The organism is Sphingomonas sp. BLCC-B65, from assembly GCF_028550675.1.
GTDB lineage: Bacteria > Actinomycetota > Actinomycetes > Actinomycetales > Microbacteriaceae > Microbacterium.
Genome location: NZ_JAQQGL010000001.1, coordinates 1,017,830 through 1,044,438 on the forward strand (window position 1 = coordinate 1,017,830; position 26,609 = coordinate 1,044,438).

Sequence of the window (26,609 nt, forward strand, 5' to 3'; positions counted from 1 at the left end):
CTTACCTCAGCGTTCGATGAGGATCTCCGCGAGCGCGTCCACCTCGTCGACGCGCAGACCGTGCGCGACGAGATAGCCGGCGCCCGACCCGAAGCGCTCGCGTACGTCCTCGAGCAGCTCGTGCATCACCGGTGCCGGCGAGCGCGTGGCGAGGTCTTCGAGATGGCGGGCGTCCGGGTGCACGCTGCGCAGATAGGCCAGCACGCGAGCGTTGCGCCGGGCAGGAAGCATGGCTTCGGTGCGCGCGTAATCGGCCACGATCGCGTCATGCTCGACGCCGACGGCGTCCAGCAGCAGCGCAACGGCGACGCCCGTACGGTCCTTTCCGACGGTGCAGTGCACAAGCGCCGGTGCACCCGCGATCACGGCGCGGGCGACGGCGACCATGCGATCGGCCGACTCGTCGACGAGGCCGCGGTAGACGTCGGCGAGTGAGCGATCCTCGACGAAGAAGGAAGCGACGGAGCCGAGGAAGAGGGGGATCCGGATCGTCTCGAGGTCCAGACCGCGGACGCGGCTGGGTTCGACGGCGACCTCATCGTCGGCGCGGAGGTCGACCACGCGACGGATGCCGAGAGCGACGAGCGCGTCGCGTCCGGCATCGTCCAGCCCGGCGAGATTGCCGGAACGGAACAGCACTCCGGCTCGCGTCACGCTGCCGCTCGCCGGGAGGCCGCCGACGTCGCGGAAGTTCAGGGCGCCGGAGACGATGCTCACGCCGGATCGTCTCCCACGCCGCTCTGGACCGCGCGCGGGGGGACGGGGTACTTGCCGGCTATCGTGATGCGGTTGAAGGCGTTGATCGACACCAGCAGCCAGCTGATCGCGACGTACTCCTGCTCGGAGAGGATGCCGCCGACGCGATCGTAGACCTCGTCGGGTACGCCGCCCTCGTGGATGAACACGTAGCACTCGGCCAGCTCGAGCGCCGCGCGCTCGCGGGCCGAGAAGACCCCCGACTCCCGCCAGGTGGCCAGCTGAGCGATCTCGTCGACCCCGAGCCCCGCGGCAGCGGCACGGTCGACGTGCACGCGCACGCAGTAGGCGCAGCCGTTGAGCTGCGAGGCGTGGATGAGCACCAGCTCACGCAACCGCGCATCGATGCCCGCCTCGGCGGCGATCGTGCCGACCGTCTGGGAGAACGCCTCGAGGGCGTCATACGCGGGACGGGCCGACCGGGACAGGTGGACGCGACGCTCGGTGCTCATGCGATCAGCCTAGGACGGGTGAGCGACGACCGCTGCGAGCGCGGATCGAGGCACAATGGCCGGATGGATGAGTTCTCCTTCCTCGCCGACCAAGCGGCCGAGCTCGGCATCGACGCCGTCCCCCCTGTGCGCCGTCTCACGCACCTCCTCGACGACGGCCGTGCCGTCAGCGCTCTGCAGTACGGGGACCCGGTCACCGCCGCCTTCACGGCCCCGCAGGTGACGCTGCTGCACGGCGCGGGCCTCAATGCCCACACCTGGGATACGACGGTGCTCGCCCTCGGCGTCCCCGCCCTCGCCGTCGACCTCCCAGGTCACGGCGACTCGTCATGGCGGGCGGATGCCGCGTACACCGGAGGCGTCCTCGCGGCCGACATCGCGCCCGCTGTCGCCGCGTGGACGCGGGACACGCCGCAGGTGCTCGTCGGCCAATCGCTCGGGGGCCTGACAGCAGCCGCGCTTGCCGCTGCGCACCCGGAGCTGGTGCGCGAGCTGATCGTCGTCGACATCACCCCCGGCATCGACCCGGACGGCGATGCCGCACAGATCGCCGCTTTCTTCGCCGGCCCCACCGACTGGGCCAGCCGCGACGAGCTCGTCGAACGGGCGCTCTCGTTCGGCCTCGGCGGATCCCGTGGGGCTGCGACGCGCGGCGTCACCCTCAACTCGCGCGTGCGCGCGGACGGCCGCGTCGAGTGGAAGCACCACTTCGCGCACCTCGCCAACGCGATGGCCGGCGACGCGGATGCCGCGGCGAGCGCGCAGGCACAACGACACGCGATCCGCGGTGCCCTCACCACCGAGGGATGGGACCATCTCGCCGCCACCACCGCTCCGATCACGCTCGTGCGCGGACGTCGCGGGTTCCTGACGCCGACGGATGCCGACGACTTCCAGCACCGCCTCCCGACGGCATCCGTCGTCGAGGTCGACTCGGGCCACAACGTGCAGGAGGAGCAGCCGGTGGAACTGGCCCGCCTCATCGCACAGGTCGCGCGCGGCTGAGTCGACCGGTCGCATGACGCTCGGTGTCACCCCAGCGAAGACCGATGACCGCACCGACCGCCGCAAAGCCTAGGCTGTAACGCGCACCCGAGTCCGCGGGCCGCTGCGCACAGCACACGCGCACGCCCGCGCTGCCGAAAGGACACCTCTCACATGCTTCGCCGCACCACCGTCGCCGCCGCCGCGCTTCTCGCCGCCGGGGCCCTGCTGCTGAGCGCCTGCTCCGGCGGATCCGCACCCGACGCCTCCCCCACAGCGGTCACGCCCGACCCCGACGCCGTCGTCACCGTGCGCCTCGTCTCCGAGCCGAGCAACCTCGACATCCGTGAGACAGCCGGCGCCGCGCTGGACCAGATCCTGATCGACAACGTCTACCAGGGCCTCGTCTCGCGCACGCCCGATCAGAAGATCGAGCCGGAGCTGGCCAGCGACTACAAGATCTCGTCCGACGGCCTCACCTACACGTTCACGCTCCGCGACGGCGTCACCTTCCACGATGGCTCCCCGCTCACCGTCGATGACGTCGTCTGGTCGCTGGAACAGGTCAAGTCCAATGCGTCGTACAGCGACTCCGACCGCCTCACCCGCGTGCAGAGCATCGCCGCGAACGGCAAGGACGTCGTGCTCACGCTGAGCCAGCCCGACTCCAGCCTGCTGTGGAACCTCACCGGCCGTGCAGGTCTCGTCCTCAAGAAGGACGACACCACCGATCGCAAGACGAAGGCGAACGGCACCGGGCCCTACAAGCTGACCAGCTGGAAGCAGGGCGACTCGATCACCTTCGACCGCAACGACGCGTACTGGGGCGACAAGGCCAAGGTCAAAGAGGTGGTGTTCAGCTACATCCCCGACAACCAGGCGGCACTCAACGGCGCCCTCGCTCACGAGCTCGACGTCGTCACGGGGTTCGACGCCAACCTCAAGGATCAGATCGAGGCGAACGGTGACTTCACACTCGTGCTCGGCAAGTCCACCGACAAGGGCACGCTCGCGATGAACTCGACGAAGGCGCCCCTGTCCGACAAGCGGGTGCGCCAGGCGATCCGTCAGGCCATCGACCACAACGCGATCGTCAAGGCTCTCGGGGCCGGCCAGACGCTGTACGGTCCGATTCCCGAGCTCGACCCCGGTTATGAGGACCTGTCGTCCACCGCCCCGTTCGACCCGGCGGCCGCGAAGAAGCTCCTGGCCGACGCCGGGGTGACGGACCTCACGCTGACGCTCACGATCCCGTCGTTCTACGGCACGACCGTGTCTCAGATCCTCGTGTCGAACCTCAACGACGTGGGCATCACCCTGAAGGTGAAGGCCGTCGAATTCCCGACGTGGCTCAACGACGTCTACATCAACAAGAACTACGACCTCAGTTTCGTGCTGCACACCGAGGCCCGTGACTTCGAGAACTGGGCGAACCCCAACTACTACTTCACCTACAACAACCCCGAGGTGCAGAAGCTCTACCAGCAGTCGCTCAGCGCGACCGACGAGCAGACCTCCGCCGACCTGCTGAAGCAGGCCGCGAAGATCGTCGCGGACGATCAGGCCGCCGACTGGCTGTACAACGGTGCGTCCATCGTCGCGGTGGGCACGAACGTGAGCGGCTTCCCGTCGGTCAACGTCAACGAGCGCATCAACCTCGCCGAGCTGGCCAAGAGCAAGGGGTGATCCGTTACGCGCTGACGCGACTGGCCCTGCTGCTGCTCGGCCTGTTCGTCGCCAGTGCGCTGATCTTCCTGACGCTCCGGGTCCTTCCCGGCGACGTCGCTCAGCTCATCGCCGGGATCGACGCGAGCCCCGCGCAGGTCGACGCGATCCGTGAGCGCCTGGGCCTTGGCGAGCCCATCGCGGTGCAGTACCTGAGCTGGATCGCCGGCGTGGTTCGCGGAGATCTCGGCCAGTCGCTGCTGACGGGCGCCCCCGTGGCGGGGCAGCTCGCCGAGAAGGCGCAGGTGACGATTCCACTCGGGCTCATGGCGATGACCGTTGCGCTGCTGATCGCACTGCCGTTCGGAGTGCTCTCCGCCGTTCGCCGCGGCCGTCCCGACGGCACCGCCCTCTCCGTCGGCGCCCAGGCCGTCGCCGCGGTCCCCGTGGTGTGGGCCGGCATGATGCTGGTGCTGGTGTTCGCCGTCTGGCTCGGGTGGCTGCCCGCCCAGGGCTTTCCCCGCGCGGGGTGGAGCGACCCGGCATCCGCCGTGCGGGCGCTGCTGCTGCCGGCGATCACGATCGGCGTCGTCGAGGGTGCGATGCTCATGCGGTTCGTCCGTTCGGCGACCCTCCAGGCGACGGGAGAGGACTTCGTCCGCACCGCGGCGGCGAAAGGGCTCACCCGCACGCAGGCCCTTATCCGGCACGGACTTCCCACGGTGGGTCTGTCGATCATCACGGTTCTGGGGCTGCAGGTGGCCGGCATCATCGTCGGCGCCGTCGTCATCGAGCAGCTGTTCAGCCTGCCCGGCATCGGACGCATGCTCGTGGAGGACGTCGGCAAGCGTGACCTGCTCAAGGTTCAGGGCGAACTGCTCGCGCTCACCGGGTTCGTACTCGTCGTCGGCTTCGCCGTCGACCTCGTCCACCGGCTGATCGACCCTCGGCAGCGGGAGGCGGAATGAGCAGGTTCGCCTGGCTGCGTCGGCTGTGGGCGCTGTCGACGGGACGCTTCGGTCTCCTCGTCGTGCTGACGATCGGCGTCGTCGCACTCGTCGCACGGTTCTGGTTGCCGTTCGATCCGCAGGCGGTCGACGTCGACGGCCGGTGGGCTCTGCCGGGGTGGCCGCATCTGCTCGGCACGGATGGCGCGGGCCGCGACATCCTGAGTCTGCTGATGGCCGGAGCTCGCACGACGGTCTGGGTGGCGCTCGGCGCCGGTCTCGTGGCGACGGTGATCGGTGTCGTCCTCGCGGCCCTCGGCGCACTCACCGCGAGGTGGCTGCGCGAGAGCGTCGCCGTGCTCGTCGACATCCTCATCGCGTTCCCCGTTCTTCTGATCGCCATGATGATCTCGTCGGTGTGGGGTGGCTCGCTGTGGGTGGTGATCGTCTCGGTCGGCATCGGCTTCGGCGTCAACATCGCGCGCGTCACGCGCCCGGAACTCCGCCGCGTGCTGCACAGCGACTTCGTCCTCGCCGGTCGAGCCGCCGGTCTCACTCCCTTCCAGAACCTGTACCGGCACCTGCTGCCGAACGTCGCGCCGGTCTTCATCGTGCAGCTGTCGTGGGGCATGGCCGTCGCCGTCCTCGCCGAAGCCGGGCTCAGCTACCTCGGGTTCGGCGCACCCCTCACCGAACCCAGCTGGGGGCTGCTGCTGAAAGACCTGCAGCAGTACATCTCGGTGCACCCGTTGAGCGTCGTCTGGCCGGGACTGGCGATCACGATCACGGTGCTGGGGCTCAACCTCCTCGGGGACGCACTGCGCGAGGCGACCGACCCCACCCTCACGCGTCGGCGCACGGCGGCGCAGACCCACACGACGGCGGTGATCTCGTGAGCCTGGTGGTGCGCAATCTGTCGATCGAGATCGACGGTCGCCGCGTCGTGGACGACATCTCCTTCGACGTCCCCGACGGCGCGCGCGTGGGCCTGATCGGAGAGTCGGGGTCGGGCAAGTCCCTCACCGCCCTCGCGATCCTCGGCCTGCTGCCGGACGCCGCCACGGCCACGGGCAGCATCCGATGGAACGAGCGCGAGCTGATCGGTCTGCCGGACCGCGAGCTCGCCCGACTGCGCGGCGATGAGATCGGCATCGTCTTCCAGGAGCCGCGCACCGCCCTAAATCCGATCCGCACCGTCGGCCGCCAGATCGCCGAGTCCGTGCGCATCCACGAGGGCCTCGGGCGCAGGGATGCCGCGGCCCGCGCCATCGCAGAGGCCGAGCGGGTTCGGCTTCCCGAACCCGCCCAGATCGTCCGCCGCTACCCGCACCAGCTCTCCGGCGGTCAGCGCCAGAGGGTGGCCATCGCCATGGCCCTCGCCTGCCGTCCTCGCCTGCTGATCGCGGACGAGCCGACGACGGCGCTCGACGTCACGATCCAGGCCGAGGTGCTCGAGCTGCTCGCCGGCCTCGTCGCGAGGGACGGCATGTCGCTGGTGTTCATCACGCACGACCTGGCGGTGCTCTCCCAGATCGCCACGCACGCCGTCGTACTCGAACACGGGCGCGTGGTCGAGCACGGTCCGCTCTCACGTCTGCTGACCGCGCCGGCATCACCGGTGACCCAGGGGTTGCTGCGCGATGCCACCGCGACACTGTGGCGACCGGGGGGTGCGGCATGAGTGCGGACGCCCTGCTGAGCGCGCGGGCCGTCAGCCGTCGCTTCCGCCAACGCGGAACCGGACTGTTCGAGCGGGCACGATGGACCACGGCGCTCGAGGACGCCGACATCGACGTCTTCGAGGGCTCCGCCGTCGGCATCATCGGCGAGTCGGGCTCGGGCAAGTCCACGCTCGTGCGTGTGCTGCTGGGGCTGGACACGCCCACGACCGGCACGGTGACGGTGGCCGGACGCACGGTGGATGCGAGGGCCTCTGCGCGCTCGCTGCACTGGCTGCGACGCGAGACCGGCGTCGTGTTCCAGGACCCCTATGCCTCGCTCGATCCCCGGATGAGCGTCGGAAGGATCATCGGCGAGCCGCTCTGGGCGCTGGAGATCCCGGGCGATCGTCGTGCGCGCGTGCGCGAGGTGCTCGAGGCGGTCGGCCTCGAGGCGGCGATGGCCGACCGCTACCCGCACGAGTTCTCGGGCGGGCAGCGCCAGCGCATCGCCCTGGCGCGCGCGATCGTGCACCGGCCGCGCATCCTCGTCGGCGACGAGCCGCTCTCGGCGCTCGATGTCACCGTACGCGCGCAGATCCTCGAGCTGCTGCGCGAGCTGCGCCAGCGCGAACAGCTCACCCTCGTGATGGTGTCGCACGACATCGGCGTGGTGCAGAACCTCTGCGACGAGGTGATCGTCATGAAGGACGGCCGCATCGTCGAGGAGGGCCCGACGGAGAAGGTCCTGCTCGCGCCGCAGGTCGCCTACACGCGTCGGCTGCTCGCCTCCATCCCGGTGATCGACCCACCGCGGGACTGATCGTTGCGTGGGCGAGGCATCGGACAGGCGCGCACGTCGGATGCCGGGCGTAGGGTGACGCCATGTTCGCCATCGTTCCGCCGTACCTGCTGTCTCGCCTGGCCGCCACCGACGCGCCGCACCTCGCGAACGCCGCAGAGGCCGCCCGCGCGACCCTGGCGATCGCACGGCCTTCCCACCCAGCGCCCGCGCGCGGTCGGGCACGGCTCGATCTGTCGGTCGACGGCGACGCCCTCATCCTGCAGGGAGAGCCGACGCCCGACCGCGTCATCTCCGACGCGCAGCACCGCGAAACGCTTCCCGGCGTGCGCGTGCGCGGCGAAGACGACCCGGCCGTCGCCGACGTCGCCGTGAACGAGGCCTTCGAGGGGCTGGGCGCGAGCTTCGAGCTGTTCTGGGACGCGTTCGCACGCCGCTCGATCGACGGCGCCGGCGGAACCCTCGCGGCGAGCGTGCACTACGGCGACCGCTATGACAACGCGTTCTGGAACGGCGAGCGGATGGTCTTCGGCGACGGCGACGGCGAGGTGTTCCGGGGCTTCACCTCTTCGATCAGCGTCATCGGGCACGAGCTCGGCCACGGCGTGATCGAGCACGGCGGCGGTCTCGAGTACCAGGGACAGTCGGGAGCGCTCAACGAATCCGTCGCCGACGTCTTCGGCGCGCTGACAGAGCAGCATCGCGCCGGTGAGAGCGCCGCGGATGCGTCGTGGCTGATCGGGGCCGGCATCTTCACCGACGCCGTTCAGGGCGTGGCGCTGCGCTCGATGAAGGCACCCGGCACGGCCTACGACGACGATGTTCTCGGCAAAGACCCTCAGCCCGCCCACATGCGCGACTACGTCCGCACGAGCGAGGACAACGGCGGCGTGCACATCAACTCCGGCATCCCGAACAAGGCCTTCCACCTCGTCGCCACCGCGCTCGGCGGTCACGCGTGGGAACGAGCGGGCCGCATCTGGTACCTCACGGTGACGCAGGGCGCCGTGCCGCCGACGGCGGATTTCTCGGCGTTCGCGGCGGCGACCACGGCGGTCGCGCAGCGGGAGTACGGTGAGAGATCGGAGGAAGCCGACGCCGTCCGCACCGCGTGGAACGCCGTCGGTGTGACCGCCCGTGACGAACCATCCCGATCCGCGCGATCTGCCGGAGACCGCGAATGACGCCGATGCGCACGCCCTGACCGTGAGCATGGTCCGCTCCGGCGGCGTCGCGGGATTCACGCACCGCTGGCACCTCTCGGCACCTCCCCACGAGAGTGCGCGCTGGAAGCAGCTCGTGGAACGTTGCCCCTGGGATGCCGAGGACAGCGCCGAGCATCTCCCGAGCTCGGCCGCTGCCCCGACCGCGCAGGGCGCCGACCGATTCACCTGGACCATCGAAGCTCACGTCGACGGTCGTTCCCACCGTGCGATCGTCAGCGAGGCGGACGCCGAGGGCGCCTGGCGCACCTTGATCGACGCGGTCCGCGACGCCGCGCCCTCACCCCTCTGAGCGCTCCGAGCGCGAGAACAGCGAACGCTTCTTCTTCACCGGCGACAGCTGCTTCTGCAGGTAGATCGTGCCGAGCCAGCGGCCGAACTTGAAGCCGACGCGTCCCATGCGTCCGACCTCGACGAAGCCGAGCTTCTCGTGCAGGGCGATGGAGGACTCGGCCCCCTTGTCGCTGATCACCGCGACCATCTGGTGGATGCCGGCCGCCTCACTGGCTGCGATCAGCGCCTCCAGGAGCGCACGGCCGAGGCCCTTTCCCGTCGCCGCCTGGCCGAGGTAGATCGAGTTCTCCACGCTGTAGCGGTACGCCGACTTGGCCGACATCGGCTGCACGAGTGCATAGCCGAGGATCTGCCCGCTGGGCGACTGCGCCACGAGGAACGGCATGCCGAGCTTGGAGAGATGCTCGAGCTTCTCGCGCCACTGGGCGAGCGACCACTTCTTCTCGTCGAAGGTCACCACCGAGTTGGTGACGTAGTAGTTGTAGATCTCGCGGATGTCCGGAATATCGCCGTCCCGCACGGGCCGGATCTCGTAGGAGAAGGGGCGCTCCTGCTCGCTGCGGCGCAGGTGCACGGGCAGCCGCCGCCGACTCTTGTCGTACTCCTCCTCCAGCATGTGGCTCAGCCTAAACGCCAGTTGACCGGCGTCGCACCCTGCTGGACGAGCAGCTCATTGACACGCGAGAAGGGACGCGAGCCGAAGAAGCCCCGACTGGCCGACAGCGGCGAAGGGTGGGCGGACTCCACGGTCGGGGTCCCCGCGAGAAGGGGCCGCAGGTTCGCGGCATCCCGCCCCCAGAGCACCGCGACGAGCGGTCGGTCGCGGGCGACGAGGGTGCGGATGGCGTGTTCGGTGACCTTCTCCCATCCCCACCCGCGGTGCGATGCGGGGGCGCCGGGGGCCACCGTCAGCACGCGGTTGAGCAGCATGACGCCCTGGTCGCTCCATGCGGAGAGGTCGCCGTGCGGTGCCCGTGCGATGCCGAGGTCGGTTTCCAGCTCCTGGTAGATGTTGGCGAGGCTTCGCGGCAGGGGCCTCACGTGCGCGTCCACGGCGAACGAGAGCCCGATCGGGTGGCCCGGGGTCGGGTAGGGGTCCTGCCCGACGATGAGGACCTTGACGTCTGCGAGCGGTCTCGAGAAAGCGCGGAGCACCTTGTCGCCCGCGGGGAGATACGGCCGCCCTGCCGCGGTCTCGGCGCGCAGTCGTTCGCCGAGCGCCGCGATGTCGGGCGCCACCGGAGCGAGCGCGCGCGCCCAATCCGCGTCGATGAGTCCGGCATCGGCCAGCTCGTCGAGGGCCATCGCCATCAGGCGCTCGCCTCCGCGCCCGCATCCTCCTCGATCACAGAACCGGCGGCCGACCAGGGGAAATCGATCCAGCGGTCCGTCTCGCGCCAGGAGAAGTCGGGCTGGGCGACACTGCCGGGCTTCGTGTAGATGCACACCGATCGCACGTCGGCATCGGCGTCGCGCAGCATCTTCACCGCGAGGGCGAGTGTGCGACCGCTGTCGGCGACGTCGTCGACGAGCAGGACCCGCTTGCCGGGAAGGTAGCCGAGGTCGAGGTCGGGGGGAAGGAGTGCCGGAGCCTCCAGCACGGTGCCGATGCCGGTGTAGAACTCCACGTTCAGGGCACCGCAGCTCTTGACGCCCAGGCCGTAGGCGATCGCGCCGGCGGGCAGCAGACCCCCGCGGGCGATCGCCACCACGACGTCGGGAACGAACCCGTCCGCCACGATCGATCGGGACAGCGCCCGGGTCGCCTCGCCGAAACCGTCCCATGTCAGTACTTCGCGCTCGCTCGTCACGGCATTCAGCCTAGGCGCCGCTGCGGTGCGCGACACACACGCGTGGCTAGAGTGAACGCCGTGACCTCCTCCTCCGCAGGCTCCTCGACGGCGAAGAGCCCCCGCACCCGCTCGGCCCGCCTTCCCCGGGGCCTCGGCATCACCGCCGGCCTCATCGGATGGTTCATCCTGGTCGAGATCGTCAGCGGCATCCTGCAGGGGTACTACGTGCCGCTGTTCAGCGACATCGTCGTCTCCCTCGGCATCCACGACTCGGACGTCAACTGGTTCGAGGCGGCGCAGCTGCTACTGTCGGCGCTCGTCGTCCCGGTGCTCGCGAAACTCGGCGACATGTACGGCCACAAGCGCATCCTGCTCATCGCCGCGGTCCTCACGGCCGGGGCGACGTGGTGGCTGGCGTTCGCGACCTCGTTCTGGAGCTTTCTGATCGCCTGGGCGTTGCAGGGCTTCTACGTCGTCTGGCTGCCGTTGGAGATCGCCCTCATCTTCGAGCGCGGCCGGGTGCAGCAGCGCGGAGTGTCGACGACCCGCCGCGCGGCGGGTCTGCTGGTCGTCGGGCTGGAGGTCGGCGCGATCGTCGGCGCTCTCGCCGCCGGACGGATCTTCGCCGCAAGCGGCCAGAACCTCACCGCGACGCTCATCGTGCCGGCGATCGCCGTGACGCTCGTCGCACTCGTCATCTGGATCGGTGTTCCCGAATCCGCCCCGGAGGGTGGACGACGCCTCGACACGAGGGGCTTCGTGCTCCTCGCGTGGGCACTGCTGCTCGTGACGGGCGGTCTGGCCTGGATGCGGATGATCGGTGAGCTGGCGCTCGGCGCCGCCGCCTGGATCTGGGTCGTTGCCCTGCTGCTGGCCGGGGTCGCGGTGTTCGTGTGGTTCGTGCGCTTCGAACTGCGCCAGGACGACCCGGCGGTGGACATCCGGGTGCTGCGCCGACCCGAGATGTGGCCGGTGCAGGCGACGGCCTTCCTCATCGGGATCAGCCTGCTCGGCGCGCAGGGACCGTTGTCGACGTACGCCGGCACCGATCCCTCGCTCGGCTACGGGCTCGGGTTGGATGCCACGGAGCGCTCGAACATCATCGGGGTCTACCTCGTCTCACTCATCGTGGGCGCCGTGCTGTTCGCCGTGACCTCGCGGCGGGCGAGCCCACGGGTCGTACTGATCGCGGCATCCCTGCTCGTGGGTATCGGCTATCTGCTCTTCCTGCCGTTCCACGTGGAGCTGTGGCAGGTGCTGCTCAACCTCTCGATCGCCGGGCTCGGCTGCGGCGCGCTGGTCGGTGCGCTTCCCGCCGCCGCGGCCGCCGCCGCCCCGCGCGGGCAGACCGGCATCGCGACGGCACTGACCAACACGACCAAGACGATCGGCGGGTCGTTCTCCTCAGCCGTGTTCGGCGTGGTGCTCGCGGCCGGCGCCGGCGCCGTGGCCAGCCAGACCGCGGCTTCCCTCGGTGGCTACCTGACGGTGTGGGCGATCTGCGCCGGCGGCGGATTCCTCGCCGCCCTGCTGCTCGTGTTCGTTCCGAAGGTCGCGTTCGCCGACGCCCCCGCGTCCTGACGCCGCCGGCCTCTTCCGCGGGGTCAGGCGCGCGGGCGGAGGCGACCGCGCGCGAGCAGGTGCTGCGCGGACTGGGCGACCGGGCGCATCGTCACCAGGTCGAGGTTGACGTGGCCGGGAGCTTGAAGGGCGTACGCGATGACATCCGCGACATCGTCCGCGGTGAGCGGGTGCTCGACGCCCTCGTAGACCTTCTCGGCCGTGGCGCGGTCGCCGCCCAGTCGGTTGAGGGTGAACTCCTCGGTGTAGACCATGCCCGGCGCGACCTCGGTCACGCGGATCGGCTCGCCGTTCAGCTCCAGACGCAGGGCGTGCACGAGCATCGCCTCGCCCGCCTTCGCCGCGTTGTAGCCGGCTCCTCCGGGATACGCCGTCTGCGCCGCGGTCGAGGTGACATACAGCGTGTCGGCGTGACCGCCGTCGTCGATCCCTGCCCGCAGCAACGGCAGCAGGGCCGCCGTGACCAGCTGCGCCGACAGCACGTTCGCCTCGAACATCCAGCGCCAGTCCGCCGGGTCGCCGTCTTCGACCCGGTCGGTGCCCCGCGCGCCGCCGGCGACGTGCACGAGGGCGTGCACCGCCCCGGTGCGCGCCAGGTGCTCGGCCAGCGCCGCCACGTCGGCCTCGTTCGACAGGTCGGCGGCGAACGATGCCGACCCGGTTTCGCGATCCAGCGCGACCAGCCGCTCCGCGCGGCGAGCCACGCCCACCACGTCCCAGCCCGACGCCCGCAGGGCACGGACGGTCGCCGCGCCGATGCCGGAGCTCGCTCCCGTCACCACGGCGCGACGACGATGGTCCTGAGAACTCTCCTGCGGCGAAGTCATGCCCCCCACGCTACGTCACGGCAATCGGATGCCGAGGCGAGTGCGTTCATTACGTCACATTTCCCGACCGTTGTTGACAACGGGCGCGAACTCTACTGTCGTTGGTGGCCGCGGCATCCGACCCCGGCTCCCCACCACTTCCGATTCACCCGATGGAGCCCGACATGTCCGCATCCGAGAACTGGCGCTTCGAGACCACGCAGATCCACGCGGGCGCGCAGCCCGACCCCGTGACCAAGGCGCGAGCCACGCCGATCTACCAGACCACCTCCTACGTGTTCGACAACGCCGACCACGCCGCGAACCTGTTCGCGCTGGCGGAGTTCGGCAACATCTACACCCGCATCCAGAACCCCACGCAGGACGTCGTCGAACAGCGCATCGCGGCCCTCGAGGGGGGCACCGGCGCCCTCCTCGTCGCGTCGGGCCAGGCGGCGGAGACATTCGCGATCCTCAACATCGCGGAGGCCGGCGACCACTTCGTGTCGTCGAGCTCGATCTACGGCGGCACCTACAACCTCTTCAAGTACACGCTCGGCAAGCTCGGCATCGAGGTCACGTTCGTCGAGAACCAGGACGACCCGGAGGAGTGGCGCCGCGCGGTCCGCCCCAACACGAAGCTGTTCTTCGCCGAGACGATCGGCAACCCGCAGATCAACGTGCTCGACATCCGCACCGTCGCCGACGTCGCCCACGAGGCCGGTGTGCCGCTCATCGTCGACAACACGATCGCAACGCCCTACCTCATCCGCCCGTTCGAGCACGGCGCCGACATCGTCGTGCACTCGGCCACCAAGTTCCTCGGCGGCCACGGCACCGTCATCGGCGGCGCCATCGTCGACGGCGGCACGTTCCCGTGGTCCGAGCACGCCGACCGCTTCCCGGGCCTGACCACCCCCGACCCCTCTTACCACGGCGCGGTCTACACGCAGGCTGTCGGCGACGGCCTGGCGTACGTCATCAAGGCACGCGTGCAGCTGCTGCGCGACCTCGGCGCCGCCATCTCGCCGCAGAGCGCCTGGCTGCTCATCCAGGGCATCGAGACCCTGTCGCTGCGCATCGAGCGCCACGTGCAGAACGCGCAGGAGATCGCCGAGTGGCTGGAGAACCACGACGACATCGCCTCGGTCAACTACTCCGGCCTGCCGACCTCGCCCTGGTACGCGGCCGCGAACCGCTACGCCCCGAAGGGCGTGGGCGCGGTGCTGTCGTTCGAGCTCAAGGGCGGCGTCCAGGCCGGTCGCGAGTTCGTGAACGCGCTCGAGCTCTTCAGCCACCTCGCCAACATCGGCGATGTCCGCTCGCTCGTCATCCACCCGGCATCCACGACGCACTCGCAGCTGACGCCGGAGCAGCAGCTCACGACCGGTGTGACCCCGGGCCTGGTCCGCCTGTCGGTGGGTCTGGAGAACGTCGAGGATCTCAAGGCCGACCTCGAGCAGGCCCTCGCCGCCGCGCGCAAGGTCTCCGAGGCCGCCCGCGCCTGAGCCCTGCCCCGCCGCGGAGCAGCACACCCGTCCCCGACGGGTGCACGAACTCCGCAGCATGCCGCGAACTCCGCAGCCGGAAGCGCTTCCCGCTGCGGAGTTCGTGCGTTTCTGCGGAGGTGATAGTCGTGAGCGCACGACGAGCGCGTGCGCCACCCGGCCGTAGGATCGATCGATCGTTCATGGACGCGGAGTGACAGATTGCTTGACGACGTGCTCGGCACCCTCCTCGGAGGAGCCATCGGCGATGTCATCGGTCACGTCATCAAGGCACCCTTCATTCGCGCCAAGCAGAGCCGTGGCAAGATGCGCGCAGCCTTGCGTGTGGAGTGGGGATCGCACGACGGTCTGACGACAGCCTGGCGACGCGGCAACGTCCGTATCCGTCCCGGCTTTCTTGAGTTTCGCGGCCATGAGATCCGTGTCATCAGCGTGTCCGACGCCGCGAGAAGCCCCGCGGTCGGCGAGTGGCTCCAGGTTCACACCGACTCGCAGATCTACTCCGTCGCCACGCCGTCTGCGCGGCTGCTGTGGGCGGTGCCGGGCCCGCAGTCCGCGTGGGCTCTGAGTCGGCTTGCTCATCCGTGCCGGCAAGAGCCTCATGCCGCCGACGAGTCGTAACAGTCCTCTCCGAGGGCACACGACCACCTAGCCTGGAAGCTGGCGAAAGGTAGCGGGAGAGCATGGACTGGCAGACCTCCGAAGACACGGTGCCGAGCGCACCGATCACGGAGGCCGACGCGCGCCTGCTGCGCGGCCGCCCCCCGGCGACGGGCGCCTGGCGCGACGGCGATCCCGCCGGCGATCGCCGCTTCGCCGCGTTCGGCGCCTTCACGACCGAGGGCGGTCGGGAGCTTCCCGGCATCCGCCTGGCCTACGAGACCTGGGGCGAGCTGTCGCCCGCCCGTGACAACGCGGTGCTCGTGCTTCATGCCCTCACCGGCGACAGTCACGTGCGCGGCGCCGCGGGACCCGGTCATCCCACCGCGGGCTGGTGGGACGACATCGTGGGCCCGGGCGCCCCCATCGACACCGACCGCTGGTTCGTCGTCGCCCCGAACATGCTCGGCGGATGCCAGGGCTCGACGGGGCCGTCGTCGATCGCCCCCGACGGGTACGAATGGGCGGGACGCTTTCCGTACCTGACCATCCGCGACCAGGTCGCCGCCCAGGTGCGCCTTGCGGATGCGCTCGGCATCGACGTGTGGGCCGCGGTCGTCGGCGGCTCGATGGGCGGCATGCACGCGCTCGAGTGGGGTGTGGGCCAGCCCGAGCGCGTCGCGCGGCTCGCCGTACTCTCCTCTCCGCCGACGACGACGGCCGACCAGATCGCGCTCAACGGCGTGCAGCTGGAAGCCATCCAGATCGATCCGCGCTTCGCCGACGGTGAGTACTACGACGCTCCCGACGGCGAGGGACCGCACCGCGGCCTCGCGCTCGCCCGCCGCATGGCCCTGCTGAACTACCGGAGCCCCACCGAACTCAACCAACGCTTCCAGCGCTCGTGGCAGTCGGGAAAGAGCCCGCTCGGTCACGGGGGCCGCTTCGCCGTGGAGAGCTATCTCGACTTCCACGGCAACAAGTTCACGCGCCGCTTCGACGCGAACACCTACATCACGCTGGTCGAGGCCATGAACTCCCACGACGTGGGACGCGACCGTGGCGGGGTCGAGGATGCCCTCGCGCGTGTCACCGCGACGACGCTCGTGCTCGGCACCGATAGCGACCGCCTGTTCCCGATCGATGGACAGCACCGCATCGCGCGCGGCATCCGCTCGACGATCGACGACGGCGCGGTCGTGCTCTCCAGCGACTTCGGCCACGACGGCTTCCTCATCGAGACGGCCGCCGTCGGAGCGCACCTGCGCCGCCTGCTGCAGAGCTGATCCGGCGTCACGCTGCCGCGGCGGTGGCTCGCGCGGAGCGCGACTCGATCCCGAAGCTCACGAGGGCGAGCACGAGACCCGATGCCGCGAGCAGGGCTCCCACCCAGACCGGTGCGACGAAGCCGAAGCCGGCCGCGATCACCACGCCACCGAGGAACGCGCCGGTGGCGTTGCCGATGTTCAGCGCGGAGTGGTTCAGCGCCGCGGCGATGGACTGGTTGTCGCCCGCGACGTCCATCAGCCGTGTCTGAATCGACGGGCTCAACACCGACGACACGAAGCCGACCAAGAAGATGAACAGCCCGAGCGCGATCAGCGCGCCCGCAGTGAGGGCGAGGAGCACCTGCACCACGATGAGAGCGCCGAGGCCCGCCAGCATCGTGCGTTTCAGGTCGCGATCGGCAAGGTGGCCGCCGACGAGATTTCCGATCGTCATGCCGATGCCCATGACGATGAGGATCACCGGCACCACCGCGGCGGGAGCTCCCGCGACATCGGTGACGATCGACGCGACGTAGCTGTAGGCCGCGAAGAACCCGCCGAACCCGATCGCACCGACCCCCAGGGTCAGCCATACCTGGCCGATCCGCAGCGCGCGCAGCTCCGCGCGGAGCGTCCGTCCGGGATCGCCCGCATGGGCCGGCACGGTCAGCGCGATCATCACTGCGGCGAGGGCGAAGATGAGGGCGACGACGAGGAATGCGATGCGCCACCCGAAGCGCTGGCCGAGGAAGGTGCCGAACGGCACACCGACGACGTTGGCGACCGTGAGGCCCGTGAGCACGAAGGCGACGCCCTTGGCGCGGTTTCCCGGCCCCATGACGTCGGCGGCGACAAGGGCGCCGATACCGAAGTATGCGCCGTGCGGCAGCCCGGCCAGCACGCGGGATGCCGCGACCAGCTCGAAGGTCGGAGCCAGCAGCGTCAGCGTGTTGCCGAGCGTCAGGGCCGCCGCCAGCGCCAGCATCACACGGTGGCGTGGATACTTCGCGACGACACCCGCGATCGTCGGCGCGCCGATGACGACGCCGAGCGCGTACAGCGTGATGAGCCACCCCGCCTGCGCGACGGCATCCTCGGGAGAGGAGGCCCACGTCGCCGGCAGCAGGTCGGCGGAGATGTTCGGGAGCAGGCCCATGACGACGAACTCGGTCATGCCGATGCCGAACGAGCCGATGGCGAGGGAGAGGAGCGCCCACATCGCCGCACCCCTCGACGGGGTCGAGGAGATCACCGGCTCATGCTACCGGTCGCCGGCAGCCTCCGGGCCGCCATCGCTGTCGGCTTCCAGGGCGGCGATCGCGGTTTCCAACCGCTCGATCTTGCCGTCGAGCTCTCCGACGCGGCCGGGGCGGATGTCGGCCTTGAGCACCAGCGAGACGCGTGAGCCGAAGGGCATGACGGCATCGGTCGCGGCCTTCACGACCGCGAAGACCTCGTCCCACTCCCCCTCGATCTCGGTGAACATCGAGGTCGTGCGGTGCGGTAGTCCCGAGTCACGGACGACCTTCACGGCCGCGGCGACCGCGTCGTGCACAGAGCCGTCGACGGCGGCCCCGGCGGGAGTGGCGGTGCCGCTCGGAGCGACGGAGAAGGCGACGAGCATGGGGCTCCTTCGGGTCGGCGGGTTCGGGTCGGCGGGAACGGGATCAGGGAACGAGCCCCGTCGCGGCGTTCTCGGGGAGCGCCCGCGTCGAAAGCGTCGAGGCGGGGGCATGGCGGGCAACGGAGACGAGGCGCACGATCATCCACACGAACATCGCGCAGAGAACGAGGTTACGAAGGGTCAGAAGGCTCACGGGCACGAGCTGCGGGTAGAGGACGCCGTTGTAGGTCAGGGGGTAGACGAGCTGCGTGAGCAGCGCGGCGAACAGCGCCGTCGACGCCGGGGCCATCCAGCGGCGGCGATCGATGACGAGCCCGAGCACCACCGACGGCACCAGCCAGCAGAGGTACTGCGGCGAGCCCACCTTGTTGAAGACGATGAACCCGAGAACGAAGGCGAGCGAGAGCGTCGGGAACAGCGTCGCGTACCGCACGCCGCGCGTCACGGCCCACACCCCGAGCCCCGCGACCACGAGCATCGCCACGACGAGCGCGGGAGTCATCGCGGCGATCACGGGATCGATCTGAGTGCCGGTGACCTGGAACGTCAGCAGATGCTGGTCGTAGTACACCCAGAACCCCGGGATGCCGAGCAGACCACCCCAGAGGTAGGGCATGCTGACCGGCGCCTCCACCTGGAGTCCCCGCTCCGTCTGGTCGCCGATGAAGCCGAAAGCGTGCGCCCCACCCCCGAGAGCGGCGATCACGAGCAGCGTCGCCGCGCTCACCAGCACCGCACCTCCCACGAGCGCGCCGCGGCGACGCAGCGTGACGACCGCAGCGGCCAGCACCGCGGCCGGCCACACCTTCATCCATGTCGCGACCGACAGCAGCACCGACGCCGCCCACGGACGTCCGACGAGCCACAGGCAGCCGAGCACGGCCAGCGCCACGGTGAACCCGTCGAGCCGGTACAACCCGACCGGACCGAGAAGCGCCACGTAGGCGAGCCAGAACCATCCCGCCGTCACGCGTCCCACCGAGCGGGCGCGCCCGATGAGGACGGCGAATGCGACGGCATCCGCGGCGATGACGACGATCGCCCAGCCGACGGTGTACCCGGCGATCCACGCGAACGCGTGCGCCAGCAGCATGGGCAACAGCGCGAGCTGCGGATACACCCACGACTGGTCGATGCCGACGATGCCGTGCCCCTGCAGCGCGCTCGTCGACCACGGCTCGTAGACGCGGTAGACGTCTCCCATGGGCTCGTTGGGCAGGACGAAGCCGAGCCAGGCGACACCGACGTGAACGATCGCGAAGGCGGCCCACAGCACGCTCCGCCTCATCATCCCCCCATCCTAGGGAGGCGACCTCAGCGTTCCGAGACGAGCTCGCCCACGATGCTCGACACCGCACGGGCGACGTCGAGAGCGACCAGCGGCCCTCCGCCGTGTCGGGCGGAGGCGGCAGCTCCGGCGCTGCCGTGCAGCCAGGCCGCGCACGCGGCGGCATCCGCGACACGATCCGGAGCCCCTGCCACGAGCGCTCCCAGAATGCCGGCGAGCACGTCGCCGGTGCCGGCCGTCGCCAGCCATGCGACGCCCGATGTCACCGAGCGCACCGTGCCCTCGGGCGTCGCGATCAGCGTCGTCGAACCCTTCAGCAGCAGGACGGCGCCGGTGACAGCGGCCGTCTCGAGGGCGGCCTGTTCCCGACCGATCGCCGAGGCCAGCCCCAGCCGATCGCGCAACGCGGCGTGCTCGCGATCGTGGGGCGTCAGCACCAGCGGCGCGGGATCGCCCGTGACGGCGGATGCCGCGACGACGAGATCGAGCGCGCCGGCATCGACGACGACCGGCACGTCTCCGGAGAGGATCGTCCGGACCGCCGCGGTCTCGGCAGGGGTGCGAGCGGTGGGGGACGTCCCCGAACCGACCACCCACGCCTGCACCCGCCCGTCGGCCGTCACCGTCTCCGGGCGACGCTGGAGCACGAGGTCGGCGGCCCGACGCGGACCGAGGTAGCGCACCATTCCCGTCCCCGTCCGCCACGCGGCCTCGACGCCCAGAACAGCCGCGCCGGGAAACTCCTCCGATCCGGTGCGCATGCCCACGACGCCTCGGGAATACTTGTCGTCGCTCGCCGTTGGCACCCTGAGGAAGGTGGCCGTCTCGGGTGCCGTCCACGGCGAGGGTGTGCTCATGCGCGCCACCCTACCCGTCCCCGTCCCCCGGTCGTCGGGCGCGCGCCGCCGGCGCGCGTCGGAACGTCCTCACCCCTACGGAGAGTCGCGATGAGCCTGCTGTTCACCCCCTACGAACTGGCCGGACGCACGGTCCGCAACCGTCTGTGGGTCGCGCCGATGTGTCAGTACTCGGCGACCGACGGCGTGCCGAACGACTGGCACCACGTACATCTCGCCCAGTTCGCGGCCGGCGGCGCCGGCGTCGTCATCGCGGAGGCGACCGCGGTGACTCCGGAGGGACGCATCTCTCCCGAGGACGTCGGCCTCTGGAACGACGAGCAGCGCGACGCCTGGGCGCCCATCGTCGCCGCGATCCGAGCCCGTGGGGCGCGCGCCGGTGTGCAGCTGGCCCACGCCGGACGCAAGGCGTCGACGTGGTCGCCGTTCTCCGGACGCCGCGGCTCCGTCCCCATCGCCGACGGTGGATGGACCACGTTCGCCCCTTCGGCCATCGCCTACGACGGTTTCGAGGCGCCGGAGGCGCTGGATGCCGCGGGCATCCGCCGTATCGTCGATGCCTTCGCCGCTGCCGCGGTGCGGGCGGTCGCGGCCGGATTCGAGGTGCTCGAGATCCATGCCGCCCACGGCTATCTGCTGCACCAGTTCCTGTCGCCGCTGTCCAACGAGCGAGGCGACGAGTACGGCGGCACCCTGGAAAACCGTGCCCGGCTGCTGCTCGAGGTCGTCGACGCGGTGCGCGGTGCGGCGCCGGACGCCGCGCTTCTCGTGCGCTTCTCGGCATCCGACTGGGCCGACGGCGGGTGGGACGTCGGGCAGACGGCGACCGTCGCCGGATGGGCTGCCGCGCGCGGTGCCGACGTCTTCGACATCTCCAGCGGCGGACTCGTCGCCCACCAGCGCATCACCACCGGCCCCGGCTATCAGGTCCCGCTCGCCGCCGAGGTGCGCCGCGTCGCCGACGTCGCGGTCGGTGCCGTGGGCGAGATCACCTCGGGTGTGCAGGCGGAGGAGATCCTGGCGTCCGGAGCCGCCGACGTGATCCTGGCCGGTCGTGAATGGCTGCGTGACCCGCACTTCGCGCTACGCGCCGAGGTCGAGCTCGGCGGCGCGGACGCCGCGCTGTGGCCCCCGCAGTACGAGCGCGGACGCCCCCGTATCGCTCCCGTTCGGTGAGCGAGCGCCGCAGGGCCCGGCCCACACACCCGGCCCTGCGGCGGCAACGGGCTCAGTAGCCCCGGCGCGTCGCGTCGTGTACCTCGCCGACGAGCTCTTCGATGATGTCCTCCAGGAAGAGCACCGCCGTCGTCTCGCCCCGGGCGTTGCGCACCTGAGCGAGGTGCCGGCTGCTGCGGCGCATCAGGGCCAATGCATCCTCGAGGTCGGTCGTTTCGGCGACCGGCACCATGTGGTGGATGCGCTTCGGTTTGATCGGCGCGGCGACCTTCTCCTCGGCGCCGGCGCCCTCGGCAGCCCGCAGCACGTCCTTGAGGTGGACGTAGCCGAGCGGGATGCCCTCGGCATCCACGATCACGTAGCGCGAGAATCCGTGCTTGGCGACCGCGCGCTCGATCTCTTCGGGCGTCGTCGACTCGGGAAGCGTCACGAGCTCCGACAAGGGCACGGCGACGTCGCCCGCCTTCTTGTCGGTGAACTCCAGCGCGGCCGTCACGGCGCCGGAGGCGTCATCGAGCACACCCTCGATCCGCGACTGGTTCACGATCGTGGCCACCTCGTCGAGGGTGAACGTCGACGCCGCCTCGTTCTTCGGTTCGACGCGGAACAGGCGCACGATGTGGTTGGCCAGCCAGTTGAGCGCGACGATGATCGGGTAGAAGAGCTTCGAGGTCCACACCAGCGGTGTCGCCAGCAGAAGCACGGCCCGGTCCGGGAGCGAGAACGCGAGGTTCTTCGGCACCATCTCCCCGAACACCACGTGCAGGTACGACACCAGGATCAAGGCGATCGCGAACGCGACGCCGCCGATGACCGCCTCGTTCCAGCCCGTCAGTCCCAGGGGCACTTCGAGCAGGTGATGGATCGCCGGCTCCGACACGTTCAGGATCAGCAGCGAGCAGATCGTGATGCCGAGCTGGCTCGTGGCGAGCATGAGCGTGGCGTGCTCCATCGCGTACAGCGCGGTCACCGCGGTCTTGGAGCCCTTCTCGGCGAGCGGCTCGATCTGCGATCGGCGCGCGGAGATGACGGCGAACTCGGCACCGACGAAGAACGCGTTGAACGCGAGCAGCACCACCAGCCACGCGATTCCGGCCCAGTCGCTCATCGACCCTCACCTGCCTCGTTCGCCGCGTCGGACGCATCGGCACCGTCGAGCGCCGCGTGGGGCAGCGGGTGCGGCGTGAACTTGACGCGGTCGACGCGCCGGCCGTCCATGCGCTGCACCTCCAGCGTGCCGTCCTCCAGATCGATGCGGTCGCCGACGACGGGAATGCGCTCCAGCATCGACATGAAGAAGCCGCCGACGGTGTCGTACACGTCGCCCTCGGGCACTCGGATGCCGGTGCGATCGAGCACCTCGTCGGGACGCAGCTCCGCCGGGAACGTCACGGCGCCGGCGACCCGCACGACGCCCGCGCGCGAGCGGTCGTGCTCGTCGAGCACCTCGCCGACGATCTCCTCGACCAGATCCTCCAGGGTGACGACACCCGCGGTGCCCCCGTACTCGTCGACGACGATGGCCATCTGGTAGCCGCGCGAGCGCAGCTCAGACATGACGGCATCCAGGTGGACGGCTTCGGGCACGCGCAGCGGCTCTTCCGCGATGGCGGCCGCGGGAACGTCGCCACGACGCTCGCGCGGCACGCTGACGGCCTGTTTGAGGTGGACGATCCCGGTGATGTCGTCCATCGACTCGTCGAACACCGGGAAGCGACTGTGGCCCGTGCGGCGGGCCAGCTGGATGACGTCCTCGACACTGTCGCCGGCGGCGACCGCATGGATGCTGGGACGCGGTGTCATGACATCCGCGGTCGTCAGTCGCGCGAAGGTGAGCGTGCGATCCAGCAGCGAGGCGGTGTCCTCCTCCAGCACACCGGCACTGGCCGAGCGTCGCACCAGGCTGGAGAGCTCTTCTGCCGTGCGTGCTCCGGAAAGCTCCTCCTTGGGTTCGATCCCCATCCCCCGCAGGATGCCGTTGGCCGAGCCGTTCAGGACGGTGATCGCAGGACGGAACACCGTGGTGAACGCGACCTGGAACGGCATGACGAGTTTCGCGGTCTGACGCGGGATGGCCAGCGCGAAGTTCTTCGGCACGAGCTCACCCAGGATCATGGAGAACGTCGTAGCGACGGCGATGGCGACGGTCGTGGCGACGACGCGAACCACCGCGTCGGGAACGCCCCACGCGGTCAGCACGGGGCTGAGCAGGGTGGTGAGGGCCGGTTCCATCGTGTAGCCGGTGAGCAGCGTGGTCAGCGTGATGCCGAGCTGCGCGCTGGACAGGTGCGTCGAGGTGATCCGCAACGCGCTGATGGTCAGCGACAACCGCGATTCCCCGGCCGCCTGGCGGGCCTCGAGGTCGGCGCGGTCGAGGTTGACGAGCGCGAACTCGCTCGCGACGAAAAGGCCGGTTCCGATGGTGAGCAGGAGCCCCACGCCCAGCATGACGAGTTCCATCACACGTCACCCCCGATCATGCTCGGGGAGGGTCGGTGGGGCGATCGTCTGCAACTGGGAGGGTCGTCCATGGTGCGAAGAAGTTTACGGCACCCGGCCCGTGTCGGGGGTGGATGCCGCCACTCGGCATCCACCGGGCAGCCGCTGCCGAAATCGGCATCGGCGCCCGAAATCGACGCCACGCGAGCCGATTTCGACCGCGCGACAGGGAGCACACAGCCTCCTCCCCCGGCAGGGCTGCGGGCGCGGGTGTCCACGCGGTCCGGTCGGCGTGGATGCCGGGGCGTCGGCGCCTGCGAGGGTCGACACATGGCGGCTTCAGTGGGCATCGCGGTTCTGCGCCGACGTGAACTGCGCGAACCGCTGGACGATCGGCGCGCACGGCGGATGCTGGCGGACGGCACCTGGGTGCGCGTCGCGCCGGGAGCATTCGTCATGGGCGCCGACTGGCGGCAGCTGTCCCCCGTGGCGCAGCACTGCCTTCGGGTCCAGGAGGTGATGGCGCGGGTACGCGCTCCCGCGCTCGTCTCACATTTCGCGGCGGCGGCCGTGTGGGGCATCGATGTGCTCGGCGCCTGGCCGACGCGGGTCGAGGTGACGGTGGACCGCGCCACAGGCGGTCGCTCTGGAGGAGCGATCACTCGGCGAGCGCTCGGGCGCGATGGACGGATGTCGGTGCCGTTCGGGCGCCACCGGATCACCACTCCCGCCCAGACCGCGCTGGATATCGCCCGTCTGCTGCCGTTCCTGCGCGCAGTGACGGCGATCGATCAGGCGTTGTGGACCGGACGCGCCGGAGGAGCGCTCACGACAGCGGCCGAGATCGAAGCGCTCCTCGACGACAAGAGGCCCGTGCGGGGCGATGCTCGTGCGCGCCGTGCGCTCGCATCGTCGGCACCGCTGTCGGCAAACGTCCGCGAGACCCACGTGCGGCTGCTGGTGGCGGCGCTCGGGTTTCCGCCGACGCGGTTGCAGGAGCGGCGCGTGCTGCGCAGCGGTCGGCTGGTGTACGGCGATCTGTACTTCCCGGATGCCGATCACTGGCTCGAGATCGACGGGCGTGGGAAGTATCTCAGTCCCGAATACACGGCGGGGCGGACGCCTGCGGCCATCGTCATCGACGAGAAGAACCGTGAGAACGAGATCCGCCGCGAGGTGCGCGGGTTCTCGCGCCTCGAAGCCACCGACGCCGACCGCCCGCAACGCGTCTACGACATCCTCACCGCCGACGGCCCGCGCAGCACCAAGCCGCGGCCCCATTTCCGCGATCCGGTGTTGCGCTGACCGCGCTCGCGCTGCCGCTATCGGCATCGGCTCCTCAAATCAACGCAGCGCGAGCCGATTTCGGCCGCGCGAGCGAGAGTGGATGCCGGGGGCTGTCACCAGCTGACAGGCAGGGCCTTTCCCTCTTCGTAGCCGGCTGCGGATTGCAGTCCCACCGTGGCACGCTCGTGGAATTCGGGGACGGTCGACGCCCCCGCGTAGGTGAACGACGAGCGCACGCCCGAGGTGATCATGTCGACGAGGTCCTCGACCGACGGCCGCAGCGGATCGAGGTAGATCTTCGACGACGAGATCCCCTCGGCGAACAGCTCCTTGCGCGCACGCTCGTAGGCGTCCAGCCGACCGAACCGCCCCTGGACCGCCTTCGTGGACGCCATGCCCCACGACTCCTTGTAGACGCGGCCCCCCTCATCGACCTGCAGCTGCCCGGGCGCTTCGATGGTGCCGGCGAACCACGAGCCGATCATGACAGATGCCGCCCCCGCCGCCAGGGCGAGCGCGACATCGCGCGGATAGCGGACGCCGCCGTCGGCCCAGACGTGGGCCCCGAGCTCGGCGGCGGCCTGCGCGGTCTCCAGCACCGCGGAGAACTGGGGGCGGCCGACGGCCGTCATCATGCGGGTGGTGCACATCGCGCCAGGCCCCACCCCGACCTTCAGGATCGACGCGCCGGCTCCGACGAGATCGTGCACGCCTTCCGCCGTCACGATGTTCCCGGCCGCGACGGGGATGCCGAGGCCGAGCCCCGACACGGTCTGCAGGGCGCGCAGCATGCCCTCCTGGTGGCCGTGCGCGGTGTCGACGACGAGCACGTCCACACCGGCGGCGGCGAGGGCCTTCGCCTTCGCGGCGACGTCGCCGTTGATGCCGACCGCAGCCGCGACGATCAGCCGACCGTGCGCGTCGACCGCGGGCCGGTACAGCGTCGAGCGCAACGCGGTGCGCTGCGACAGGGTGCCCACGAAGTATCCGTGGTGCAGGACGCACACGGTCTCGGCATCCGCGGCGACGAGCAGGTCGAAAGCGTGCCGGGCATCGGCGACGTCGTCGGCGTCGATCGAGACGCCGCGACCGCGGGTGAGATCGCCCAGGCGCGCGTCGGGAAGGGCCGTGCCGAGGCGCGTGGCCGGCACGACCCCGAGGATGTCGTCCACGTGGACGCGGGCGGTGTCGCCGGAGACCACGACGATGCCGTGGCCCTCCGTCGCGGGAAGCAGCGCCGCCGCCTGGGAGACGGTGGCATCGGCGCCGAGCACGAGCGGGGTGTCCCACCGTACGGGCTGGTCCTTGACCCAGCGGATCGCCGCGTCGATCTCCTGCAGCGGCATGTCCTGCGGCAGCACGCCGAGCCCGCCGCGTCGGGCGAGGGCGGCGGCCAGACGCGGTCCGGTGACGGAGTTCATGTTGGAGGCGACGAGCGGGATCGTCGCCGAGGTCCCGTCGCGGGGCGACAGATCGACGTCCAGGCGGCTCGTCACACCGGATCGTCGCGGCACGAGGAAGACGTCCGAGTACGTGAGGTCGACGGTGGGCTGTGCGCCGGAGAACTGCATGACTCCCACGGTACCGACAGAAAACCTGGG

Annotated in this window: 27 protein-coding genes; 14 read left to right on the forward strand and 13 right to left on the reverse strand. The window is 70.3% G+C overall.

Translation table 11 applies throughout. The annotated features are described in order from the left end of the window. Positions 1 to 6 precede the first annotated feature (6 nt). On the reverse strand, positions 7 to 717 hold the full coding sequence (locus PP359_RS05000; RefSeq protein ID WP_135948406.1) for a tyrosine-protein phosphatase: 711 nt from the start codon (positions 715 to 717) through the stop codon (positions 7 to 9). Then, a complete protein-coding gene (locus tag PP359_RS05005) occupies positions 714 to 1,208 on the reverse strand; it encodes a carboxymuconolactone decarboxylase family protein (RefSeq protein WP_378794518.1) in 495 nt (164 codons plus the stop codon). Before PP359_RS05005 ends, PP359_RS05000 begins: the two co-directional genes overlap by 4 nt. A 63-nt stretch (positions 1,209 to 1,271) precedes the next feature. Between PP359_RS05005 and PP359_RS05010 the strand changes: the two genes are divergently transcribed. From PP359_RS05010 to PP359_RS05045, 8 genes are all read left to right on the forward strand, one after another. Beyond that, on the forward strand, positions 1,272 to 2,213 hold the full coding sequence (locus tag PP359_RS05010) for an alpha/beta fold hydrolase (RefSeq protein ID WP_499250018.1): 942 nt from the start codon (positions 1,272 to 1,274) through the stop codon (positions 2,211 to 2,213). A 153-nt stretch (positions 2,214 to 2,366) separates the two neighbouring features. After that, positions 2,367 to 3,878, forward strand: a complete 1,512-nt coding sequence (locus PP359_RS05015) for an ABC transporter substrate-binding protein (protein WP_295818639.1) — start codon at positions 2,367 to 2,369, stop codon at positions 3,876 to 3,878. After that, on the forward strand, positions 3,875 to 4,825 hold the full coding sequence (locus PP359_RS05020) for an ABC transporter permease (protein WP_036320857.1): 951 nt from the start codon (positions 3,875 to 3,877) through the stop codon (positions 4,823 to 4,825). Before PP359_RS05015 ends, PP359_RS05020 begins: the two co-directional genes overlap by 4 nt. After that, positions 4,822 to 5,700: an ABC transporter permease gene (locus tag PP359_RS05025; RefSeq protein ID WP_112932647.1), complete on the forward strand. Its 879-nt coding sequence runs from the start codon at positions 4,822 to 4,824 to the stop codon at positions 5,698 to 5,700. The genes PP359_RS05020 and PP359_RS05025 overlap by 4 nt, the downstream gene beginning before the upstream one ends. Further along, on the forward strand, positions 5,697 to 6,485 hold the full coding sequence (locus PP359_RS05030; protein WP_112932646.1) for an ATP-binding cassette domain-containing protein: 789 nt from the start codon (positions 5,697 to 5,699) through the stop codon (positions 6,483 to 6,485). The genes PP359_RS05025 and PP359_RS05030 overlap by 4 nt, the downstream gene beginning before the upstream one ends. Further along, positions 6,482 to 7,285 (forward strand): ABC transporter ATP-binding protein, encoded by an 804-nt coding sequence (locus PP359_RS05035; protein WP_294978600.1) that lies wholly within the window; start codon positions 6,482 to 6,484, stop codon positions 7,283 to 7,285. Before PP359_RS05030 ends, PP359_RS05035 begins: the two co-directional genes overlap by 4 nt. 62 nt (positions 7,286 to 7,347) lie before the next feature. Next, complete coding sequence (locus tag PP359_RS05040) at positions 7,348 to 8,448, forward strand: M4 family metallopeptidase (protein WP_499250019.1); 1,101 nt, start codon at positions 7,348 to 7,350, stop codon at positions 8,446 to 8,448. A 28-nt stretch (positions 8,449 to 8,476) separates the two neighbouring features. Further along, positions 8,477 to 8,779: a protealysin inhibitor emfourin gene (locus tag PP359_RS05045; RefSeq protein ID WP_499250812.1), complete on the forward strand. Its 303-nt coding sequence runs from the start codon at positions 8,477 to 8,479 to the stop codon at positions 8,777 to 8,779. On the opposite strand, the gene PP359_RS05050 is transcribed toward PP359_RS05045, so the two are convergent. The 3 genes from PP359_RS05050 to PP359_RS05060 are packed head-to-tail and all read right to left on the reverse strand — an operon-like array spanning position 8,768 to position 10,592. Beyond that, entirely contained in the window at positions 8,768 to 9,397 is a 630-nt protein-coding gene (locus PP359_RS05050) for a GNAT family N-acetyltransferase (RefSeq protein ID WP_036320838.1), read from the reverse strand. The genes PP359_RS05045 and PP359_RS05050 overlap by 12 nt on opposite strands. Positions 9,398 to 9,402: 5 nt before the next feature. After that, positions 9,403 to 10,092 (reverse strand): uracil-DNA glycosylase, encoded by a 690-nt coding sequence (locus PP359_RS05055; protein ID WP_499250020.1) that lies wholly within the window; start codon positions 10,090 to 10,092, stop codon positions 9,403 to 9,405. Continuing rightward, positions 10,092 to 10,592: a phosphoribosyltransferase gene (locus PP359_RS05060; protein WP_016463342.1), complete on the reverse strand. Its 501-nt coding sequence runs from the start codon at positions 10,590 to 10,592 to the stop codon at positions 10,092 to 10,094. Before PP359_RS05060 ends, PP359_RS05055 begins: the two co-directional genes overlap by 1 nt. A 60-nt stretch (positions 10,593 to 10,652) precedes the next feature. Here PP359_RS05060 and PP359_RS05065 point away from each other — a divergent pair, with 60 nt between their 5' ends. After that, positions 10,653 to 12,155, forward strand: coding sequence for an MFS transporter (locus tag PP359_RS05065; RefSeq protein WP_294978587.1), 1,503 nt, complete (start codon positions 10,653 to 10,655; stop codon positions 12,153 to 12,155). 23 nt (positions 12,156 to 12,178) lie between these two features. Here PP359_RS05065 and PP359_RS05070 read toward each other — a convergent pair whose 3' ends face one another. Next, the gene (locus PP359_RS05070; protein WP_112932641.1) at positions 12,179 to 12,982 is read right to left on the reverse strand and encodes an SDR family oxidoreductase; all 804 of its coding nucleotides are present in this window, start codon (positions 12,980 to 12,982) and stop codon (positions 12,179 to 12,181) included. A gap of 164 nt (positions 12,983 to 13,146) precedes the next feature. Between PP359_RS05070 and PP359_RS05075 the strand changes: the two genes are divergently transcribed. The 3 genes from PP359_RS05075 (at position 13,147) to metX (ending at position 16,355) form a co-directional block, all read left to right on the forward strand. Next, positions 13,147 to 14,469, forward strand: coding sequence for a bifunctional o-acetylhomoserine/o-acetylserine sulfhydrylase (locus tag PP359_RS05075; RefSeq protein ID WP_294944415.1), 1,323 nt, complete (start codon positions 13,147 to 13,149; stop codon positions 14,467 to 14,469). A gap of 213 nt (positions 14,470 to 14,682) precedes the next feature. Further along, positions 14,683 to 15,090 (forward strand): hypothetical protein, encoded by a 408-nt coding sequence (locus tag PP359_RS05080; RefSeq protein ID WP_499250021.1) that lies wholly within the window; start codon positions 14,683 to 14,685, stop codon positions 15,088 to 15,090. Positions 15,091 to 15,152: 62 nt separating this feature from the next. Further along, positions 15,153 to 16,355: a homoserine O-acetyltransferase MetX gene (metX, locus tag PP359_RS05085; RefSeq protein ID WP_378794501.1), complete on the forward strand. Its 1,203-nt coding sequence runs from the start codon at positions 15,153 to 15,155 to the stop codon at positions 16,353 to 16,355. Between the two features lie 7 nt (positions 16,356 to 16,362). On the opposite strand, the gene PP359_RS05090 is transcribed toward metX, so the two are convergent. Genes PP359_RS05090 through PP359_RS05105 form a run of 4 tightly spaced genes read right to left on the reverse strand, consistent with a single transcriptional unit; the run spans position 16,363 to position 20,106 of the window. Then, on the reverse strand, positions 16,363 to 17,589 hold the full coding sequence (locus tag PP359_RS05090) for an MFS transporter (protein ID WP_294978579.1): 1,227 nt from the start codon (positions 17,587 to 17,589) through the stop codon (positions 16,363 to 16,365). Positions 17,590 to 17,598: 9 nt separating this feature from the next. Continuing rightward, positions 17,599 to 17,961, reverse strand: a complete 363-nt coding sequence (locus PP359_RS05095) for a thiamine-binding protein (protein ID WP_499250022.1) — start codon at positions 17,959 to 17,961, stop codon at positions 17,599 to 17,601. Positions 17,962 to 18,004: 43 nt separating this feature from the next. Beyond that, positions 18,005 to 19,252: a glycosyltransferase 87 family protein gene (locus PP359_RS05100; protein WP_499250023.1), complete on the reverse strand. Its 1,248-nt coding sequence runs from the start codon at positions 19,250 to 19,252 to the stop codon at positions 18,005 to 18,007. 23 nt (positions 19,253 to 19,275) lie between these two features. Continuing rightward, positions 19,276 to 20,106: an ADP-dependent NAD(P)H-hydrate dehydratase gene (locus PP359_RS05105; RefSeq protein WP_294944403.1), complete on the reverse strand. Its 831-nt coding sequence runs from the start codon at positions 20,104 to 20,106 to the stop codon at positions 19,276 to 19,278. Positions 20,107 to 20,196: 90 nt separating this feature from the next. Here PP359_RS05105 and PP359_RS05110 point away from each other — a divergent pair, with 90 nt between their 5' ends. Continuing rightward, positions 20,197 to 21,282 carry an NADH:flavin oxidoreductase/NADH oxidase gene (locus tag PP359_RS05110; RefSeq protein ID WP_499250024.1) on the forward strand — a complete coding sequence of 362 codons (1,086 nt, stop codon included), beginning with the start codon at positions 20,197 to 20,199 and terminating at the stop codon, positions 21,280 to 21,282. Positions 21,283 to 21,334: 52 nt separating this feature from the next. Here the strand turns inward: PP359_RS05110 and PP359_RS05115 are convergent, their stop codons facing one another. Together PP359_RS05115 and PP359_RS05120 are read right to left on the reverse strand one after the other, a co-directional pair. Then, positions 21,335 to 22,390, reverse strand: coding sequence for a hemolysin family protein (locus PP359_RS05115; RefSeq protein ID WP_036319769.1), 1,056 nt, complete (start codon positions 22,388 to 22,390; stop codon positions 21,335 to 21,337). Next, on the reverse strand, positions 22,387 to 23,742 hold the full coding sequence (locus PP359_RS05120; protein ID WP_112932635.1) for a hemolysin family protein: 1,356 nt from the start codon (positions 23,740 to 23,742) through the stop codon (positions 22,387 to 22,389). Before PP359_RS05120 ends, PP359_RS05115 begins: the two co-directional genes overlap by 4 nt. A 309-nt stretch (positions 23,743 to 24,051) precedes the next feature. On the opposite strand from PP359_RS05120, the gene PP359_RS05125 reads away from it, so the two are divergent. Further along, positions 24,052 to 25,026: a hypothetical protein gene (locus tag PP359_RS05125; protein ID WP_499250025.1), complete on the forward strand. Its 975-nt coding sequence runs from the start codon at positions 24,052 to 24,054 to the stop codon at positions 25,024 to 25,026. Between the two features lie 95 nt (positions 25,027 to 25,121). Here PP359_RS05125 and guaB1 read toward each other — a convergent pair whose 3' ends face one another. After that, positions 25,122 to 26,579: a GMP reductase gene (gene guaB1, locus PP359_RS05130; protein ID WP_499250026.1), complete on the reverse strand. Its 1,458-nt coding sequence runs from the start codon at positions 26,577 to 26,579 to the stop codon at positions 25,122 to 25,124. Positions 26,580 to 26,609: the final 30 nt, after the last annotated feature.